We start from the raw sequence: 17,163 nt of genomic DNA, 5'->3' as shown, positions 1-17,163 counted from the left end.
TCCACACCATGAGCACATTGCAAATCGGTCTGGCCGTCATGGGCGGTCTCGTACTGGCGGGCCTGGTGGCCTACAACGCCTGGACGACCAGCCGCAGCGCGCCGCGCACGGCCCGCGAACGCAGCGAGGCGCCGCGCGACGAAGTGGCTGGCGACGAGACCCTGCCTTACACGCCGGCCGACCTCTCCGAGCACGAGATCCAGCGCATCGACCCGGTGCTCGGCGACATGCCAGGTGCCCCCGCGCCGCCCGATCCGGCGGCGATCGCGCAAGCGGCCGCGGCGGTGAGCCTCAACCCCCTGATGACCCAGCCGCTCGAGAAGCGCCCGGGCCTGGACGCGCTGATCGACATCATCGCGCCGCTGCTGCTGGAGCACGAGGTCTCTGGCGACGCCTTGCTGGCGGCTCTGCCGGGCACGCGGCGCGTGGGCAGCAAACCGTTTGCCGTGGAAGGCCAGAGCGAGACCACCGGCGAATGGGAAAGCCCCCGCCTGGGCCAGCGCTACCGCGCGCTGCAGGCCGGCGTGCAACTGGCCAACCGCTCGGGGCCGCTCAACGACATCGAGTTCTCCGAATTCGTGGTGAAGGCCCAGGCCTTCGCCGACGCGGTCGGCGCCTCGCCCGATTTCCCCGACATGCGCGCCGAGGTGGCCCGGGCCCGCGAGCTGGATGCCTTCGCCAGTGGGCACGATGCCCAGCTGGGCTTCACGCTGCGCGCGCGCCGCACTGCCTGGAGCCCGGGCTATGTCGCGCAGCACGCGTCCAAGCTCGGCTTCGTCGCGGGGGCCCTGCCCGGGCGCATGGTGCTCTCGGGCAGCCAGAGCGGCCAGGCACCGATCCTCAGCCTCATGTTCGACCCGCAGGCCGCCATGGCCGAAGACCCCGAACAGACCGCCCTGCGCGAGATCGCGCTCTCGCTCGAAGTCACGCACGTGCCGCGCAGCGAACAACCCTTTGTGCGCATGCGCCAGGCCGCCACGGCGCTGGCCGAGGCCATGGAAGGCGTCGTCACCGACGACGGCGGCCAGCCGCTGTCCACCGACACCATGGACCGCATCGGTGCCGACCTCGAAAGCCTGTACGACGCGCTCGACAGCCGCGACCTGTCCGCCGGTTCCCCGCAGGCGCGCCGACTCTTCTCCTAAATGACCGCTGACCTGTTTGCCGAGCCGCCGTCGCCGGCCGCGCGCGCCGCCGAATTGCGCGCGCAACTGCACCACCACGCCCACCGCTACTACACGCTCGACGAACCGGAGATCCCCGACGCCGAGTACGACAGGCTGTTCCGCGAGCTGCAGGCCATCGAGGCCGCGCACCCCGAACTGCTCATGCCCGACTCGCCGACCCAGCGCGTGGGCGGTGCGATCCTGAAGGAACTGGTGCCCGTGCGCCACGCGGTGCCGATGCTCAGTATCCGCACCGAGACCGACACCGAAGCCACGGGCGCGGTGGCCTTCGACGCGCGCGTGCGGCGCGAGCTCAAGCTGAGCGAAACCGATCCACCCGTCGACTACCTGGCCGAACTGAAGTTCGACGGGCTGGCCATGAGCCTGCGCTACGAGCAGGGCGTGCTGGTGCGGGCCGCCACGCGCGGTGACGGCGAGACCGGCGAGGACGTGACCCACAACGTGCGCACCATCGGGCAGATCCCGCTGCGCCTGCCCGAGGGCGTGCCGGAGGTGCTCGAGGTGCGTGGCGAGGTGTACATGCGCCGCGACCAGTTCGAGCGGCTCAACGAACGCCAGCGCGAGAAGATCGCCAGTGGCGCGAAGGGCGAGAAGACCTTCGTCAATCCGCGCAACGCCGCCGCCGGGGCCGTGCGGCAACTCGACTCGAAGATCACGCGCGACCGTCCCCTGAGCTTCTTCGCCTATTCCTGGGGCGAGGTGCTGGGCGATGCCGAGCCGCCTGCGACGCAGTACGACTGGCTCATGCGCCTGAAGGCCTGGGGGTTCCCGGTCGCCGAACAGACCACGCGCTGCCGCGGTGCCGATGAGCTCGTGGCCTTTCACCGCCGCATCGGCGAACTGCGCGACACGCTGCCGTTCGACATCGACGGCGTGGTCTACAAGGTCGATTCCCTGGCGCGGCAGAAGCAGATGGGCTTTGTCACGCGCGAGCCGCGCTGGGCCGTGGCGCACAAGTACCCGGCGCAAGAACAATTGACCACCGTCCAGGCCATCGACGTGCAGGTCGGCCGCACCGGCAAGCTCACGCCGGTGGCCAAGCTGGCACCCGTGTTCGTGGGTGGTGTCACGGTGACGAACGCCACCTTGCACAACGAGATGGAGGCGCGCCGCAAGGACGTGCGCGTGGGCGACACGGTGATCGTGCGCCGCGCGGGCGATGTGATTCCCGAGGTCGTCTCGGTGCTGACCGACAAGCGCGTCGGCGATCCTCCGCCGTTCACCATGCCCGCCCAATGCCCGGTGTGCGGCAGCGACGCGGTGCGGGAAGAGGGCGAGGCCGACCACCGCTGCACCGGGGGCCTGTTCTGTGCCGCGCAGCGCAAAGAGGCCATCCTGCACTTCGCGCACCGCCGGGCCGTCGAGATCGAGGGCCTGGGCGACAAGCTGGTGGAGCAACTGGTCGACAGTGGCCTGATCAAGACGCTGCCCGATCTCTACAAACTCGGTTTCACCGCCCTGGCCGGGCTGGACCGCATGGCCGAGAAGTCCGCCAACAACATCGTGGCCGCGCTCGAGAAATCCAAGCGCACCACGCTGCCGCGTTTCCTCTTCGGCCTGGGCATCCGCCACGTGGGCGAGGCCACGGCCAAGGAACTGGCGCGCCACTTCGGCCAGCTCGACCGCATCATGGACGCCAGCGTCGAAGCCCTCTCGGAGGTCAACGACGTGGGCCCGGTGGTGGCGCAGAGCATCCACACCTTCTTCGAACAGCCGCACAACCGCGAAGTGGTGGAGCAGCTGCGCGCCTGCGGCCTGAGCTGGGAAGAGGGCGAGCCCGCCGCGCGCGCGCCGCAACCCCTGGCCGGCAAGACCTTCGTGCTCACCGGCACCTTCCCCACGCTCAGCCGAGACCAGGCCAAGGACCTGCTCGAAGCCGCGGGCGCCAAGGTGGCCGGCTCGGTGAGCAAGAAGACCGACTACGTGGTGGCCGGCACCGAAGCCGGCAGCAAGCTGGAGAAAGCGCAGACGCTGGGCGTGGCGGTGATCGACGAAGCGGCCATGCTGGCGATGCTGGGCACCGAGGCCTGACGCTTCACTCGCCCAGCCGGTAGCTCAGCGTGAGGTTCGCGCGCCAGTGGCGCTGCGTGTTCTCCAGCGGCATGTCCCCGGTCGGCTTCGACACGGCCAGATCGAGGTTGTACTGCCGGTGGTTGGTCAGCCTCAGGCCCAGGCTGACCGAACTCAGCTGCGCAGGTGCCGGCGTGGCCAGGCGGGCGTACACACGGGCGGCCTCCAGCAGCACGTAGGGTTGCCACTGCCGCAACCAGGTGCCATCGACCGCGAACACGCGGTTGAGCTCCAGGCCCAGACCCCAACCCGAGTCGCCCACCGCTTCACCGGCGCCGTAGCCGCGCGCGAAACGGTTGCCGCCGAAGGACAGCTTCTCGCTGCTGGGCAGGTTGTGCGGGCTGTATTGCATGGCGAAGGACACCGCGGTGCCGAAGCGGTTGGCGAAGCGGTGCTGGTGGCTGGCCTCGGCCTGCAGGCGCGCGAAGTCCAGCTTCACCGCGCTGGGGCCTGAGAGCCCGGGCACGTTGCTGGTGATGCCCGCGTCGGCGCCGAGGCCCGAGAGGCCATGGGTCAGCCGCAGGTTGAGCTGCACGCTGTCGTTGGGCTTCTGCGCGGTGTAGCTCAACTGGCCGAACACGGCGCGCACCTGGGTGTCGTCGGTCAGCTGTGCGCCGTTGGCGGGGTTGGCGAGGCTGTCGCGCGTGTTCACGCCGTACAGCCCGGTGCTGGCCGCCCAGCTGGTTTCCCGTGACAGTTTCAACGGCAGGCTGGCCGTGAGTTCGGCCCGCTCGACCTCGGTTCTTCGCTGCAGCGGGTTGCTCACCCCGAGTTGCTCGTCGGGATCGCCCCGGTAATGCGAAAGCGACCCTCTGACCGACCATCCCCGGCTGCCGAGGACTTGCTCGTAGTGCAGGGCGTTGTACCGGTCGTTGTCCGCCGTGGACAACAGGGTGGAGACACCGAGCTGGCTGCCGGCCACGAGGGGATCGTTCAGCACGCCGGTGACCACGGCGCGCGGATTCGGCTTGCGCGTCTCCAGGCCCACGGCGACGTCATAGGGCTTCTGGTTCGCCTGGATGACCAGTGTGCTGGCCCCGTCGGTGCTCGTGGGCAGTTGCACCTGCGCCTGGATGCCCATGCCCGGCAGGCGGCCGAGCAGGGCGGTGAAGTGTTCGAAAGTGGCCGTGCGCAGCGGCTTCTCATGGCGGATGTGCTCGGCGATCTCGCGCAACCGGGCCTCGGCCTTGCCGGGGTGGCCTTCGATGCGCACCGTCTGCACATGGCCTTCCACGGCCACCACGCGCACCACGCCGTGCTGGAAGTCCTGCTTGGGCACGAAGAAGAACGAGAGCGCGTAGCCGCGCTGCTGGTACAGCGTGGTCGCCTGCTGGGCGCGCGCCACGATGTCGCCCACCGTGACCGACTGCCCGGCCAGCGGCGCGAACAGCGCGGCCACCGTCTCGAAGGGAATCGACTGCACGCCCTCGATGTCGAACTTGCGCGGTGTGAGCCGCGCGTTCAACACCTCGGCGCCTGGTGGGGCGGGGGCCTGCACATCCACGTCCACCCGCACATCCGCGCCCGGCTGCGTGGGCAGCGCGGGGCGGGGCAGGGTGTCCAGCGGGCTGCCGACCGGGGCGAGGGCTTGCGCCCCCGCACCCGTTGCGCACCCACCAGGCGGCCCCCGCCAGCAGCAGTGGTCGCGTGAACTGGCTTGGCATGTGCTCCCGCCCTCCGTGCGTCAGCGGCGCAGCGCGCCGGTCAGGCCACCGGTGATGCCACCGAGGGTGTTGGTCAGGGTGGTCGTCAGCGGGGTGGTGGTTCCACCGCCGGCAGCGGCGCCGCCACCCACGGTGGCGGTGATGCCTCCGGTCAGCGCGCCGACGGTGTTGACCACGGGCGCGAGCACGTTGACCGCACCGCCCGTGCTGCCGCCGCCGACGGCGCCGCCGGTCAGGCCGCTCACGGCACCGACGACGGGTGCCAGCACGCCCCCCGCGCCGCCGCCACCGCCCGTGGTGCCGCCCACGGCGCCGCCGATGTGGGCGACCAGGCCGCCGGTCTGGTTGACCACCTCACCCAGGCTGTTGACCACGGGTTGGCTGCCGTTGCCCTGCACACCCACACCCAGCTGTTGCACCGCGCCGCCGGTGGTCACCAGCAGGTTGCCGACGGGTGTGCCGACGCCGGTGGCATCGTTCACCCGGGTCGCCACTTGCGTCACACCGGTGGTGATGGGCACGATCGCGGTGTTGATCGCGCGGCCCACCTGTTCGACCGGGCTGACGGCGCCGCCGTTGGCGGGCCCGCTCACCAGGTCACCCGTGTGGCCGAGCGTGCGCGAGGTGTCGCCGAGGACCTCGCCCACATCCCGGGTGAGCGGCGTGTTGCTGCCTGCGAGCTTCCCGCCCGCCTGGCCCACGGCCGCTGAAACGGGGTCGATGACGCGGTCCACCACGGGACCCAGGCCCGTGGCCTTGCCCACGGTCTGCGTGGCGCCCACGCCGGTGTTCACCACCGTCTCCACCACCTTGCTGGCGCCGCCCAGCAACTGGTTGGCCGGGCCCGTGCCCAACTGCGTTTCCAGACCCTGCCCCACGCGGCTGACCACCTGGCCGGCCTGATCCACGGCCTGGCCCGCGACGTTGGTCACCGGACGCAGGGCCGAAGTGGCCGGGTTCTGGCCCAGGCCGGTGACGACGTCACCCGCGCTGGACACCGCGTTGCCCGCCTGATCCACCGCGCCGCCCAGGCCGGCCGCGGTGACGCCCAGGGGGTTGTCGACCTTGCCGATCTGGCCGACGCCGTTTGCGCACCGCCGAACCCAAGGCGCTGACCACGCCGCCGGTGTGGCCGACCACGCCATCCACGCCTTGCGCCGAGGCACCGCCCACCAGGGGTTTGACCACGTTGGACACCGTGCCGCCCAGGCCGGAGACGGCCTGGCCCAGGTCGGTGACCGTGTTGCCTTGCTCGCGCACGACCGCGGCCAGCGGGGAGCTGCTGGTGCCACCACCGCTTCCCCCACCGCCATTGCCGCCACCACCACCACCACCCGAGCCTCCGCCCGAGGAAACGGCCGCGCCGTCGCCGGCGGTGTTGAGTGAACCCGTGCCAGAGCACCCGCCAAGGACCAGCAGGGCCGCAGCGAGCACGGTCAAGCCGGCCCGAGCCGGGCCGTGGGAACGATCGATAATCCTTTTCATGGATATCCTCCTGGTAAAAAATAAAGCAAGTGCAGACACCCCCGGCCAATTCCGGGGGCGGTTGCCAGCAATTCATCGACGGGTCGGGAAACAACATTAATTTGTTTCACCTTGCCTCGGAATTAATTCCCGGTGCGGACATCCGGTGCGAAATGGCTGACTCCCGCGACCAGTCTAGAGACTGTTGTTGCAATTCGCAGCAGGGTTTACTTGCTCAGAAAGAGCGGCTCAATCTCGCTGCATCCGGACGGCATGGGGCCCTTTGACGAAGGGAAAGCTGTATTGCAACGGGAAATGCAAACTTTATTCAACAGGGCAATCTGTCTTTCATTTCAATTTCCATAGAATGATTTTCCAATTGGTCAAATTTGAACGAGCGGCAGAAATCCCAATGTCCCGCGACTTTTGACACGGCAGCGGCATCACCCATTCCCACTTCCAATTCCACATCGGAGCGACATGAGCATCCAGACCATCCTCAAAATGGGGGATCCGCGCCTGCTGCGGCACGCCCAGCCCGTCACCTCGTTCGACACCCCCGAGCTGCACCAGCTCGTGGTCGACCTGCAGGACACCATGGCCGCGGCCCACGGCGCCGGCCTGGCCGCGCCGCAGATCGGGGTTGATCTGCAGGTGGCGCTGTTCGGCAGCGGCCTGCCCAACCCCCGCTACCCCGATGCGCCGCCGGTGCCGCGCACGGTGCTGATCAACCCCGTGATCACGCCGCTGGGGGACGAAGAGGAGGAAGACTGGGAAGGTTGCCTGTCGGTGCCGGGCATGCGTGGCGTGGTGCCGCGCTGGCGGCGCATCCGCTACCAGGGCTTTGACGTGCAGGGCCGTTCGATCGACCGCGAAGCCGAAGGCTTTCACGCCCGCGTGGTGCAGCACGAATGCGACCACCTCTGGGGCACGCTGTACCCGATGCGGGTGCGCGACTTCCGCCGCTTCGGCTTCACCGAGGTGCTGTTCCCCGGTCTGGCGGCCGCCGAAGACGACTGAAAAACCGCCTCCAAACGGCTGTTACAAACCGCGCCGCAGTTGAAACGTATTGAAATATCCAGTCAGCGAAATCGACTAGAGTCAGTCCCCGGCATAACAACCGAACAGGGACTCCCTTTCCATGAAGCGAATGCTTGTCGTGGCGGCCAGCGCGGCCGTACTGAGCGCCTGCAGCGTGACCAAGCCGCCCGCCACTGTGCCGGTGGACTTGCCGTCCACCTGGTACGCACCGCCGCTGGCACACCAGGGCAGCACCGAACAGCTCACCGCCTGGTGGAGCCGGTTCGATGACCCGGTGCTGACCGACTGGGTGGCGCGCGCGCAGGCCCAAAGCCCTTCCGCCGCATCGGCACGCGCACAGGTGTTCGCCGCCCGCGCGGCACGCCTGGGTGTGGAGGCCGAGACCGGCCCGCAGCTCAACGCGGTGGCCAACGCCAGCCGCGGCCGCACCGATCCGACCCAGCCGCTGGGCACCTCGTTGAATGCCGGCCTGCAGGCCTCATGGGCGATCGACCTGTGGGGCGGCAACGAGGCCCGCCGGGGCAGCGCCGAGGCGCAACAGGAAGCGGCCGGCGCCGGCTGGCACCAGGCCCGCGTGCTGGTGGCCTCGGAACTCGCGCAGCTGTACTTCGCCCAGCGCCTGTGCCGCGAGCAACTGGCGGTGGCCGCGCGCGACCGCGACTCGCGCGCCGTGACAGCCGAGAACAACGCGGTCTCCGAACGCGCCGGCCTCACGGCGCCGGCCGTGGCCGCGCTGGCGCGCGCCAGCGGTGCCGAGGGCTCCGCGCGCTTCCGGCAACAGGACGAAGTCTGCGAGCGCCAGGTGAAGTCGCTCACCGCGCTCACCGGCGTGCCCGAGCCCGACGTGCGGCAGCGGCTGACCGCCGCGCCCGACCTGCAGGCACTGCTGCAATCCCCGCGCATGGACCAGTTGCTGTCGGTGAACGCCGTGCCGGCCGAGGTGATCCGCCAGCGCCCCGACGTGTACCGCGCCCAGCGCGACCTCGTGGCGGCGAGCGAAGATGTGGGCGTGGCCCGCGCCGCCTTGCTGCCCAGCCTGTCGCTCTCGGGCAGCCTGCTGCGCAACCGCTTTTCGGGCGGCGGCACCGAGGGCACCTTCAACACCTGGTCGGTCGGCCCGCTCACGCTGAGCATGCCGCTGCTCGGGCGCGATGCCCTGCGCGCCAACACCGACAGCGCCCAGGCGCGCTACGAAGCCGCCGCCATCGCCTACGCCGGCACCTTGCGCCAGGCCGTGGCCGAGGTGGAGCAGGCGCTGGTGAGCATCTCCAGCCTGCGCGAGCGCGTGGCCTCCACCGACACCGCCGTGGCCGGCTACGGCCAGTCCTTCCAGGCCACCGAGGCGCGCTACCGCGTGGGCCTGGCCAGCCTGAACGAGCTGGAAGAGGCGCGCCGCCTCAAGCTCGCGGCCGACAGCAGCGCCGTGGCCCTGCAGCAGGAACGCATCAACGCCTGGATCCAGTTGTACGTCGCCCTCGGTGGCGGCTTCGACCCCGTGAACAACCCCGACGCTCTCGAAAGACCCATCATGAACGCCGTTCCTCCGCAATCGCGCAAACGCTGGCTCTGGCTGGCCATCGCCCTGGCCGTCGTCCTTCTGGGCGTGTTCTGGGTCTTCATCAAGAAGCCGGGCAACGCCGACGCGCCCACGCCCGCCGCCGAAGCCGCACCAAGGCCCTCGCTCACCGTCACCGTGCGCCAAGCCCACGCGCGGCAACCTGCCGATCCGCCTGCAGGCCAACGGCAACATCACGGCCTGGCAGGAAGCCAGCGTGGGTGCCGAGGTCAACGGCCTGCGCCTGGCCTCGGTGAACGTGAACGTGGGCGACGTGGTGCGCAAGGGCCAGGTGCTGGCCGTGTTCGCCAACGAAACCACCAAGGCCGACAGCCTGCAGAGCCAGGCCAGCCTGGCGCAGGCCGAGGCCAGCTTCGAGAACGCCAAGGCCGACGCCGACCGCGCGCGCTCGATCCAGGACACCGGTGCGCTGTCGAAATCGCAGGTGGCGCAGTACCTCACGCAGGAACGGGTGGCCCGCGCGCAGTTCGAGGCCGCCAAGGCCGCCTTCGGCGCGACCGAGGTGCGACTGGGCAACACGCGCGTGCTCGCGCCCGACGACGGCGTGATCTCCGCGCGCACCGCCACCGTAGGCGCGGTGGTGGGCGCCGGTCAGGAGCTGTTCCGCATGGTGCGCCAGAGCCGCATGGAATGGCGCGGCGAGGTCACGCCCAACGAGGTGGGCCGCATCCGCGTCGGCCAGAAGGTGCAGGTCACGGGGGCCACCGGCCTGGAGATCAACGGCCAGGTGCGCGCCATCGCGCCCAGCGCCGACCCGCAGACGCGCAACATCCTGGTCTTCGTGGACCTGCCGCGCCACGCCGAACTCAAGGCCGGCACCTTCGCCAAGGGCAGCTTCGACCTCGGGCAGAGCGAGGCGCTCACCGTGCCCAGCCAGGCCATCGTGGTGCGCGACGGCAGCAACTACGTGTTCGTGGTCGACGCGCAGAGCAAGGCCAACCAGCGCAAGGTGCAGACCGGGCGGCGGGTGGAGGAGCGCGTCGAGGTGCTCGAAGGCCTCAAGGCGGACGAGGCGGTGGCGGTGCAGGGTGCGGGCTTCCTGAACGAAGCCGACCTGGTCAAGGTCGTTCAGTGAGGGCGCGGCCATGAACGTCTCCGCCTGGTCCATCAAGAACCCCATCCCGGCGGCGATGCTGTTCGTCATGCTCACGCTGGCGGGCCTGTTCTCCTTCAAGCAGATGAAGGTGCAGAACTTCCCCGACCTGGACCTGCCCACCATCACCGTGGTGGCGGCGCTGCCGGGCGCCTCGCCCAACCAGCTCGAAAACGACGTCGCCCGCATCATCGAAAACAGCCTGGCCTCGCTGCAGGGCCTCAAGCACATCTACACCAAGGTGCAGGACGGCACGGTCTCGCTCACGGTCGAGTTCCGCATCGAGAAGAACACCCAGGAAGCGCTGGACGACGTGCGCTCGGCGGTGGCGAAGGTGCGCAGCGAGCTGCCCACCGACCTGCGCGATCCCATCGTCAACAAGGTGGAGCTGGCCGGCGGCGCGGTGCTGGCCTACACGGTGTCCTCCGACAAGATGGACGCCGAGGCCCTGTCCTGGTTCGTTGACAACGACGTGTCCAAGCAGCTGCTGTCGGTGACCGGCGTGGGCGCTGTCAGCCGCGTCGGTGGCGTGGACCGCGAGGTGCAGGTGCTGCTCGACCCGCTCAAGCTGCAGTCGCTGGGCACCACCGCCACCGACGTGTCGCGCCAGCTGGCGCGCGTGCAGATCGAGAGCGCGGGCGGCCGGGTGGATTTGGGCGGCAGCCAGCAGCCGCTGCGCACCTTGTCGCAACTGGCCTCGGCCGAGGCGCTGTCGAAGATGGAAATCGCGCTCAGCGATGGCCGCCGCATCCGCCTGGACCAGATCGCCGAGGTGCGCGACACCGTGGCCGAACCGACCGCCGCCGCCTTCCTGGACGGCAAGCCGGTGGTGGGCTTCGAGGTCGCGCGCAGCCGGGGCGCGAGCGAGATCGAGGTGGGCGACGGGGTGCGCGCGCGCCTCAAGGACCTGCAGACGGCGCGGCCCGACCTGAAGATCACCGAATCGTTCGACTTCGTGACGCCGGTGAAAGAAGAGTTCGACGCCTCCATGACGCTGCTCTACGAGGGCGCCTTGCTCGCCGTGCTGGTGGTGTGGCTCTTCCTGCGCGACATCCGCGCCACCATCGTCTCGGCCGTGGCCCTGCCGCTGTCGGCCATCCCGGCCTTCATCGGCATGTACTACATGGGCTTCACCATCAACGTGGTGACGCTGCTGGCGCTCTCGCTGGTGATCGGCATTCTGGTGGACGACGCCATCGTGGAGGTGGAGAACATCGTGCGCCACATGCGCATGGGCAAGTCACCGTACCAGGCCGCGATGGAGGCGGCCGACGAGATCGGCCTGGCGGTGATCGCCACCACCTTCACCCTGATCGCGGTGTTCCTGCCCACGGCCTTCATGGCGGGCATTCCGGGCAAGTTCTTCAAGCAGTTCGGCTGGACCGCCGCGCTCGCGGTGTTCGCCTCGCTGGTGGTGGCGCGCGCGCTCACGCCGATGATGGCGGCCTACATCCTCAAGCCCTTCGTGTCCCGGGAGATGCCGCGCTGGGCGGCGTCCAACCCCGTCACCGCCGCGGCCTGGCGCTGGGTCAACAACCAGGAGGAGCCCGGCTGGCTCAACACCTACCAGAACTGGGCGCGCTGGTGCATCCGCCACCGCTGGATCACCAGCATCGGCGCGGGCCTGTTCTTCGTCGGCTCGCTGCTGCTGATCCCGCTGCTGCCGCAGGGCTTCATCCCGCCCGACGACAACTCGCAGACCCAGGTGTTCCTGGAGCTGTCTCCCGGCGCGACGCTGGAACAGACCATCGCCACGGCCGAGCGCGCGCGGGTGCTGGTGGCGGCGGTGCCGCACGTGCGCTCGGTCTACACCACCATCGGCTCGGGCACGGCCGGCACCGACCCGTTCGCGCCGCAGGGCGCGGCCGAGTCGCGCAAGGCCGCGCTGACCATCCAGCTCGACCCGCGCGGCGAACGGCCGCGCAAGCAGGGCATTGAAAACCAGCTGCGCGAGGCGATGTCGAACCTGCCGGGCGTGCGCAGCAAGGTGGGCCTGGGCGGCTCGGGCGAGAAATACATCCTCACGCTCACCGGCAGCGATGCCCATGCGCTGAGCACCGCGGCGCGCGCCATCGAGCGCGACCTGCGCACCATCCAGGGGGTGGGCAGCATCCAGTCCACGGCCGCGCTGGTGCGCACGGAAATCATCGTCACGCCCGACCTCGCGCGCGCCGCCGAACTCGGCGTCACGAGCTCGGCCATCGCCGAAACGCTGCGCATCGCCACCGTGGGCGACTACGACAACGCCTTGCCCAAGATGAACCTGCCCGAGCGGCAGATCCCCATCGTGGTCAAGCTGGACGTGGGCGCGCGGCACGACCTCGAGGTGCTCAACCGCCTCGCGGTGCCCGGCAGCAAGGGCCCGGTGATGCTGGGGCAGGTGGCCCAGCTCGACTTCGGCGGCGGGCCGGCGGTGATCGACCGCTACGACCGCGCGCGCAACATCAACTTCGAGGTGGAGCTCGCGGGCATCGCGCTGGGCGACATGAAGATGGCGGTGGAAAAGCTGCCCAGCCTGCGCAACCTGCCACCGGGAGTGTCGGTGCTGGAGATCGGCGACGCGGAAGTGCAGGGCGAGCTGTTCGCCAGCTTCGGCCTGGCGATGCTGACCGGCGTGTTGTGCATCTACATCGTGCTGGTGCTGCTGTTCAAGGCGTTCCTGCACCCGGTGACCATCCTGGCGGCGCTGCCGTTGTCGCTGGGTGGGGCTTTCGTGGCGCTTCTGCTGGCGAACAAGAGTTTTTCCATGCCTTCGCTGATCGGTCTGATCATGCTGATGGGGGTGGCGACGAAGAACTCGATCCTGCTGGTGGAGTACGCGATCGAGGCGCGGCGCGAGCACGGGTTGAGCCGGCTCGACGCGATCCTGGACGCCTGCCACAAGCGGGCCCGGCCGATCGTGATGACGACCATTGCCATGGGCGCGGGCATGTTGCCGATCGCGATTGGCTGGGGCGCGGCCGATGGCAGCTTCCGTTCACCGATGGCGGTGGCGGTGATCGGCGGCCTGATCACCTCGACCTTCCTGAGCCTGTTGGTGATTCCGGCGGTGTTCACCATCGTGGACGATGTGTCGCTGTGGTTCGCCGGCTTGTTCCGGCGCAAGCCGGCGGCCGATGGGCATGACCCTGTGGAGACGGGGACCCTTCGCGCCTAGTCCGTTGGGGGATCAGGGGGACGGCGGTGCGCTCAGCTCCGCGAATGTCCCCCGAGTCGGCTTCGCCGCCTCTCCTCCTTTACTTCGCTGCGCTGAACGCACCGCCGTCCCCCTGATCCTGCCGACGGGTTGGCCCATGGTCGGTGGTGTGCCAAGAGCACTTCCAAGCCCGCGAGGGTGGGTGTTCTGCGCAGCGGGGTAAAGGAGGAGGCGGCACCAGCCGCCGGGGGACACCCGCGGAGCAGGGCACCCGCCCTCGCGGGCCGCCAACCAAGTCAGCCCTCAAGCGTCTCCAGAAGCTCCGTCTCGATCTCGATCTGCCGCTTGTTCATCTGCAACTGCGCGCCACTGATCAGGAAGGTATCTTCCACCCGTTCCCCCAGGGTGGTCACCTTGGCGAGCTGCACGTTGATGTCGTAGCGCGCCAGCACCCGCGTGATGCCATAAAGCAGCCCAGCGCGGTCACTCGCCGAGACCGACAGCAGCCAGCGCTGCGCCTTCTCGTCCGGCCGCAGATCCACCCGCGGCGTGATCGGAAAACTCTTCACACGGCGCGAAAGCCGGCCCTTGGTCGGCGCGGGCAAGGGGCCGCGTTCGTCGATCGTCTGCGCCAGGTTGTTCTCCACCATCGCGATCAGCTCGCGGTAGTGCTCCGACATCGTCGGTGCCACCACCTGGAAGGTGTCCAGCGCATGGCCGGTCAGCGTGGTGTGCACGCGCGCGTCCAGGATGCTGAAGTGCGAACTGTCGAAATAACCGCAGATGCGCACGAACAAATCGGGCTGGTCGGGCGCATACACCAGCACCTGCAGGCCCTCACCCTCGGGCGAGATGCGCGCGCGCACGATGCACTTGTCAATCGGCTTCTCGGCCCCTTCTTCCAGCTTGGCCGCGGGCTTGGCCGCCGCCTGCGCGATCTGGCGAGAGAGCACCCGCGTGTGCCACGCGATCTCGTCGGCCTGGTGGCGCATGAAGTAGCTCACGTCCAGCGTGTCCCACAGCGCCTTGTGCGCCTGGTGGGGCAGGGCGTGCAAGGCCAGCATGGACAGCGCCTCGCGCTTGCGGCCTTCGATCACCGCCCCGGGGTCGGGCGCCCGGCCACCCAGCGCGCGCAAGGTGTAGCGGTACAGGTCTTCGAGCAGCTTGCCCTTCCAGGCGTTCCACACCTTGGGGCTGGTGCCCCGGATGTCGGCCACCGTGAGCAGGTACAGCGCCGTGAGGTAACGCTCGTTGCCCACGCGCCCGGCGAAGGCGGCGATCACGTCGGGGTCGCTCAGATCCTCCTTCTGCGCCATGCGGCTCATGGTGAGGTGCTCGGCCACCAGGTACTGGATCAGCTTCGTGTCTTCGCGGTCGATGCCGTGCTGGTGGCAGAAGGTGCGCACGTCGCGCGCGCCCAGGTCGGAATGGTCACCGCCCCGGCCTTTGGCAATGTCGTGGAACAGCGCCGCCACGTAGAGGATCCAGGGCTTGTCCCAGCCGGCCGCGAGCTGCGAGCAGAACGGGTACTCGTGCGAGTGCTCGGCGATGAAGAAGCGGCGCACGTTGCGCAGCACCATCAGGATGTGCTGGTCCACCGTGTAGACGTGGAACAGGTCGTGCTGCATCTGCCCCACGATGTGACGGAACACCCAGAGGTAGCGCCCGAGCACGGAAGTCTGGTTCATCAGCCGCATGGCGTGCGTGATGCCCTCGGGCTCCTTCAGGATCTGCAGGAACTGCGCGCGGTTGACCGGGTCGGCGCGAAAGCGCGCGTTCATCACCGGGCGGGCGTTGTACAGCGCGCGCAGGGTGCGCGCCGACAGGCCCTTGATGCCCACGGTGGTCTGGTAGAGGTGGAAGGTTTCCAGGATGGCGTGCGGCTGCTGCACGTACAGGTTGTCGCTCGCCACCTCGAGCATGCCGCCCTTGTCGAAGAAACGTTCGTTGAGCGGGCGCAGGCGGTCCACGCCGGCCACGTCACTCTGCAGCCGCTCCTGGATGTTGAGCAGCAGGATCTGGTTCAGCTGGGTCACGGCCTTGGCCGCCCAGTAGTAGCGCTTCATCAGCGCCTCGCTGGCGCGGCGCGTGCCCTTGGCGCTGCTGGCCATGCCGGCCGGCACCTGGGCCTTGAAGCCGAAGGACTCGGCCACGGCGTTCTGCAGGTCGAACACCAGCCGGTCTTCGCGGCGGTGGGCCAGCAGGTGCAGGCGCGCGCGGATCAGGCTCAGCAGGGCCTCGTTGGCCTTGATCTGCCGCGCCTCCAGGGGCGTGGCCAGGCCCTTGCGGGCCAGTTCGTCCCAGCTGCGGCCCAGGCCGGCGGCCTTGCGCACCCACAGGATGATCTGCAGGTCGCGCAGGCCACCGGGCGACTCCTTGCAGTTGGGCTCCAGGGAGTAGGGCGTGTTCTCGAACTTGGTGTGGCGCTGGCGCATTTCCAGCGTCTTGGCCACGAAGAAGGCCTTGGGGTCCATGGCCTCGGCCAGCTGGTTCACCAGGGTGGAAAAGGCGTTCTTGCTGCCCGCGATGAGCCGGCATTCGAGCAGCGAGGTCTGCACCGTCACGTCTTTCGCCGCCTCGTCCACGCAGTCGGCGATGGTGCGCACGCTGGAGCCGATCTCCAGGCCCAGGTCCCAGCAGGCGCCGATGAAGCCTTCCAGGCGGGCCTTGAGCGCGGCGTCGTCGTCGGGCCGGCTGCCGTCGGGCAGCAGCACCAGCACGTCCACGTCGGAATGGGGAAACAGCTCGCCGCGCCCGAAACCGCCCACGGCGATGAGCGAGAAACCGGGCCCGAAGCCCGCCAGGGACCACAGCTCGCGCAGGGTCTGGTCGGTCAGGCGGGAGAGTTGCTGCAGCGCCTTGCGCACGCCCCGGGTGGACGAGCCCTGCACGCCCAGCTGGTCGAGCAGGGCGGCCTTGTCCGTGCGGTATTGCTGCCGCAGGGTGCCGAGGTCGGGCGCGGCGGGCACCGGCGCGGGCGCCATGGCCTCAGGCAAGGGCGGGCGCCGGTGTCACGAAGGCGGGCGCGGGCAGGCTGCCGGCCGACAGGGTGAGCACCTCGTAGCCGGTCTCGGTGACCAGCACGGTGTGTTCCCACTGGGCCGAGAGCGAGCGGTCGCGCGTGACGATGGTCCAGCCGTCGCCCATTTCCTTGATGTCGCGCTTGCCGGCGTTGATCATGGGCTCGATGGTGAAGGTCATGCCGGGCTTGAGCTCGTCCAGCGTGCCGGGGCGGCCGTAGTGCAGCACCTGCGGGTCTTCGTGGAAGCGCTGGCCGATGCCGTGGCCGCAGAACTCGCGCACCACCGAGAAACCGTTGCCCTCGGCAAAGGTCTGGATCGCGTGGCCGATGTCGCCCAGGCGGATGCCGGGGCGCACCATCACGATGCCCTTCCACATCGCCTCGTAGGTCACCTGGCAGAGCCGGCGCGCCTGCACCGAGCAGGCGGCCTCGCCGCCGATCAGGAACATGCGGCTGTTGTCGCCGAACCAGCCGTCCTTGATCACCGTCACGTCGACGTTGAGGATGTCGCCCTTCTTGAGCGGTTTTTCGTTCGGGATGCCGTGGCAGACCACGTGGTTGATGGACGTGCACAGGTGGCCCGGGTAGGGCGGGTAGCCGCTGGGCTGGTAGCCGATGGTGGCCGAGACGGTGCCCTGCTGCTTCATGTACTCGGCCGCCAGGCGGTCGATTTCCAGCGTGGTGATGCCCGGCTGGATCAGCGGCGTGAGGTAGTCCAGCACTTCGGACGCCAGGCGGCAGGCCGTGCGCATGCCCGCGATGCCGGCTTCGTCTTTGTAGGTGATGCTCATGGGGTGCGATTATCCCATCTGACCCCGTCTGGAGGGCCCTCGGCAAGGCAAGGCCATGGGGGCGGCCGGGTAAAATTCCGGGTTTTCCACCTGCCGCCGGCGGGTCAACGCACCTCAGG

Annotated in this window: 10 protein-coding genes and 1 pseudogene; 6 read left to right on the top strand and 5 right to left on the bottom strand. The window is 69.2% G+C overall.

Annotated features, from left to right (window positions below; translation table 11 throughout):
- The first annotated feature begins 8 nt into the window (after nucleotides 1-8).
- Together ACFJI0_RS11160 and ligA are read left to right on the top strand one after the other, a co-directional pair.
- Entirely contained in the window at nucleotides 9-1,145 is a 1,137-nt protein-coding gene (locus tag ACFJI0_RS11160; protein WP_382324959.1) for a cell division protein ZipA C-terminal FtsZ-binding domain-containing protein, read from the top strand.
- The gene (gene ligA / locus ACFJI0_RS11155) at nucleotides 1,146-3,218 is read left to right on the top strand and encodes an NAD-dependent DNA ligase LigA (protein ID WP_382324957.1); all 2,073 of its coding nucleotides are present in this window, start codon (nucleotides 1,146-1,148) and stop codon (nucleotides 3,216-3,218) included.
- Between the two features lie 4 nt (nucleotides 3,219-3,222).
- On the opposite strand, the gene ACFJI0_RS11150 is transcribed toward ligA, so the two are convergent.
- The 3 genes from ACFJI0_RS11150 to ACFJI0_RS11140 form a co-directional block, all read right to left on the bottom strand.
- Nucleotides 3,223-4,755 carry a ShlB/FhaC/HecB family hemolysin secretion/activation protein gene (locus tag ACFJI0_RS11150; protein WP_382324955.1) on the bottom strand — a complete coding sequence of 511 codons (1,533 nt, stop codon included), beginning with the start codon at nucleotides 4,753-4,755 and terminating at the stop codon, nucleotides 3,223-3,225.
- Between the two features lie 186 nt (nucleotides 4,756-4,941).
- Nucleotides 4,942-5,952: a collagen-like triple helix repeat-containing protein gene (locus tag ACFJI0_RS11145; protein WP_382325620.1), complete on the bottom strand. Its 1,011-nt coding sequence runs from the start codon at nucleotides 5,950-5,952 to the stop codon at nucleotides 4,942-4,944.
- Nucleotides 5,903-6,406: a hypothetical protein gene (locus ACFJI0_RS11140; protein WP_382324953.1), complete on the bottom strand. Its 504-nt coding sequence runs from the start codon at nucleotides 6,404-6,406 to the stop codon at nucleotides 5,903-5,905. Before ACFJI0_RS11140 ends, ACFJI0_RS11145 begins: the two co-directional genes overlap by 50 nt.
- 459 nt (nucleotides 6,407-6,865) lie before the next feature.
- Between ACFJI0_RS11140 and def the strand changes: the two genes are divergently transcribed.
- From def to ACFJI0_RS11120, 4 genes and pseudogenes are all read left to right on the top strand, one after another.
- The gene (def, locus tag ACFJI0_RS11135) at nucleotides 6,866-7,405 is read left to right on the top strand and encodes a peptide deformylase (RefSeq protein WP_382324951.1); all 540 of its coding nucleotides are present in this window, start codon (nucleotides 6,866-6,868) and stop codon (nucleotides 7,403-7,405) included.
- A 121-nt stretch (nucleotides 7,406-7,526) separates the two neighbouring features.
- Nucleotides 7,527-8,852: pseudogene (locus tag ACFJI0_RS11130) on the top strand (efflux transporter outer membrane subunit); the annotation flags it as partial.
- A 292-nt stretch (nucleotides 8,853-9,144) separates the two neighbouring features.
- Complete coding sequence (locus tag ACFJI0_RS11125; RefSeq protein WP_382325618.1) at nucleotides 9,145-10,077, top strand: efflux RND transporter periplasmic adaptor subunit; 933 nt, start codon at nucleotides 9,145-9,147, stop codon at nucleotides 10,075-10,077.
- A gap of 10 nt (nucleotides 10,078-10,087) precedes the next feature.
- Nucleotides 10,088-13,252, top strand: a complete 3,165-nt coding sequence (locus ACFJI0_RS11120; RefSeq protein WP_382324949.1) for an efflux RND transporter permease subunit — start codon at nucleotides 10,088-10,090, stop codon at nucleotides 13,250-13,252.
- Between the two features lie 275 nt (nucleotides 13,253-13,527).
- Here the strand turns inward: ACFJI0_RS11120 and ACFJI0_RS11115 are convergent, their stop codons facing one another.
- Nucleotides 13,528-16,215: a [protein-PII] uridylyltransferase gene (locus tag ACFJI0_RS11115; RefSeq protein WP_382325616.1), complete on the bottom strand. Its 2,688-nt coding sequence runs from the start codon at nucleotides 16,213-16,215 to the stop codon at nucleotides 13,528-13,530.
- A gap of 4 nt (nucleotides 16,216-16,219) precedes the next feature.
- Nucleotides 16,220-17,044 carry a type I methionyl aminopeptidase gene (gene map, locus ACFJI0_RS11110; protein WP_382157755.1) on the bottom strand — a complete coding sequence of 275 codons (825 nt, stop codon included), beginning with the start codon at nucleotides 17,042-17,044 and terminating at the stop codon, nucleotides 16,220-16,222.
- Nucleotides 17,045-17,163: the final 119 nt, after the last annotated feature.

It is taken from the genome of Hydrogenophaga sp. UC242_53, from assembly GCF_042696965.1.
In the GTDB taxonomy this organism is placed as follows: domain Bacteria; phylum Pseudomonadota; class Gammaproteobacteria; order Burkholderiales; family Burkholderiaceae_C; genus Hydrogenophaga.
The sequence above is the reverse complement of the archived record's forward strand: the minus strand, read 5'-3'. Positions and strand labels throughout refer to the sequence as shown.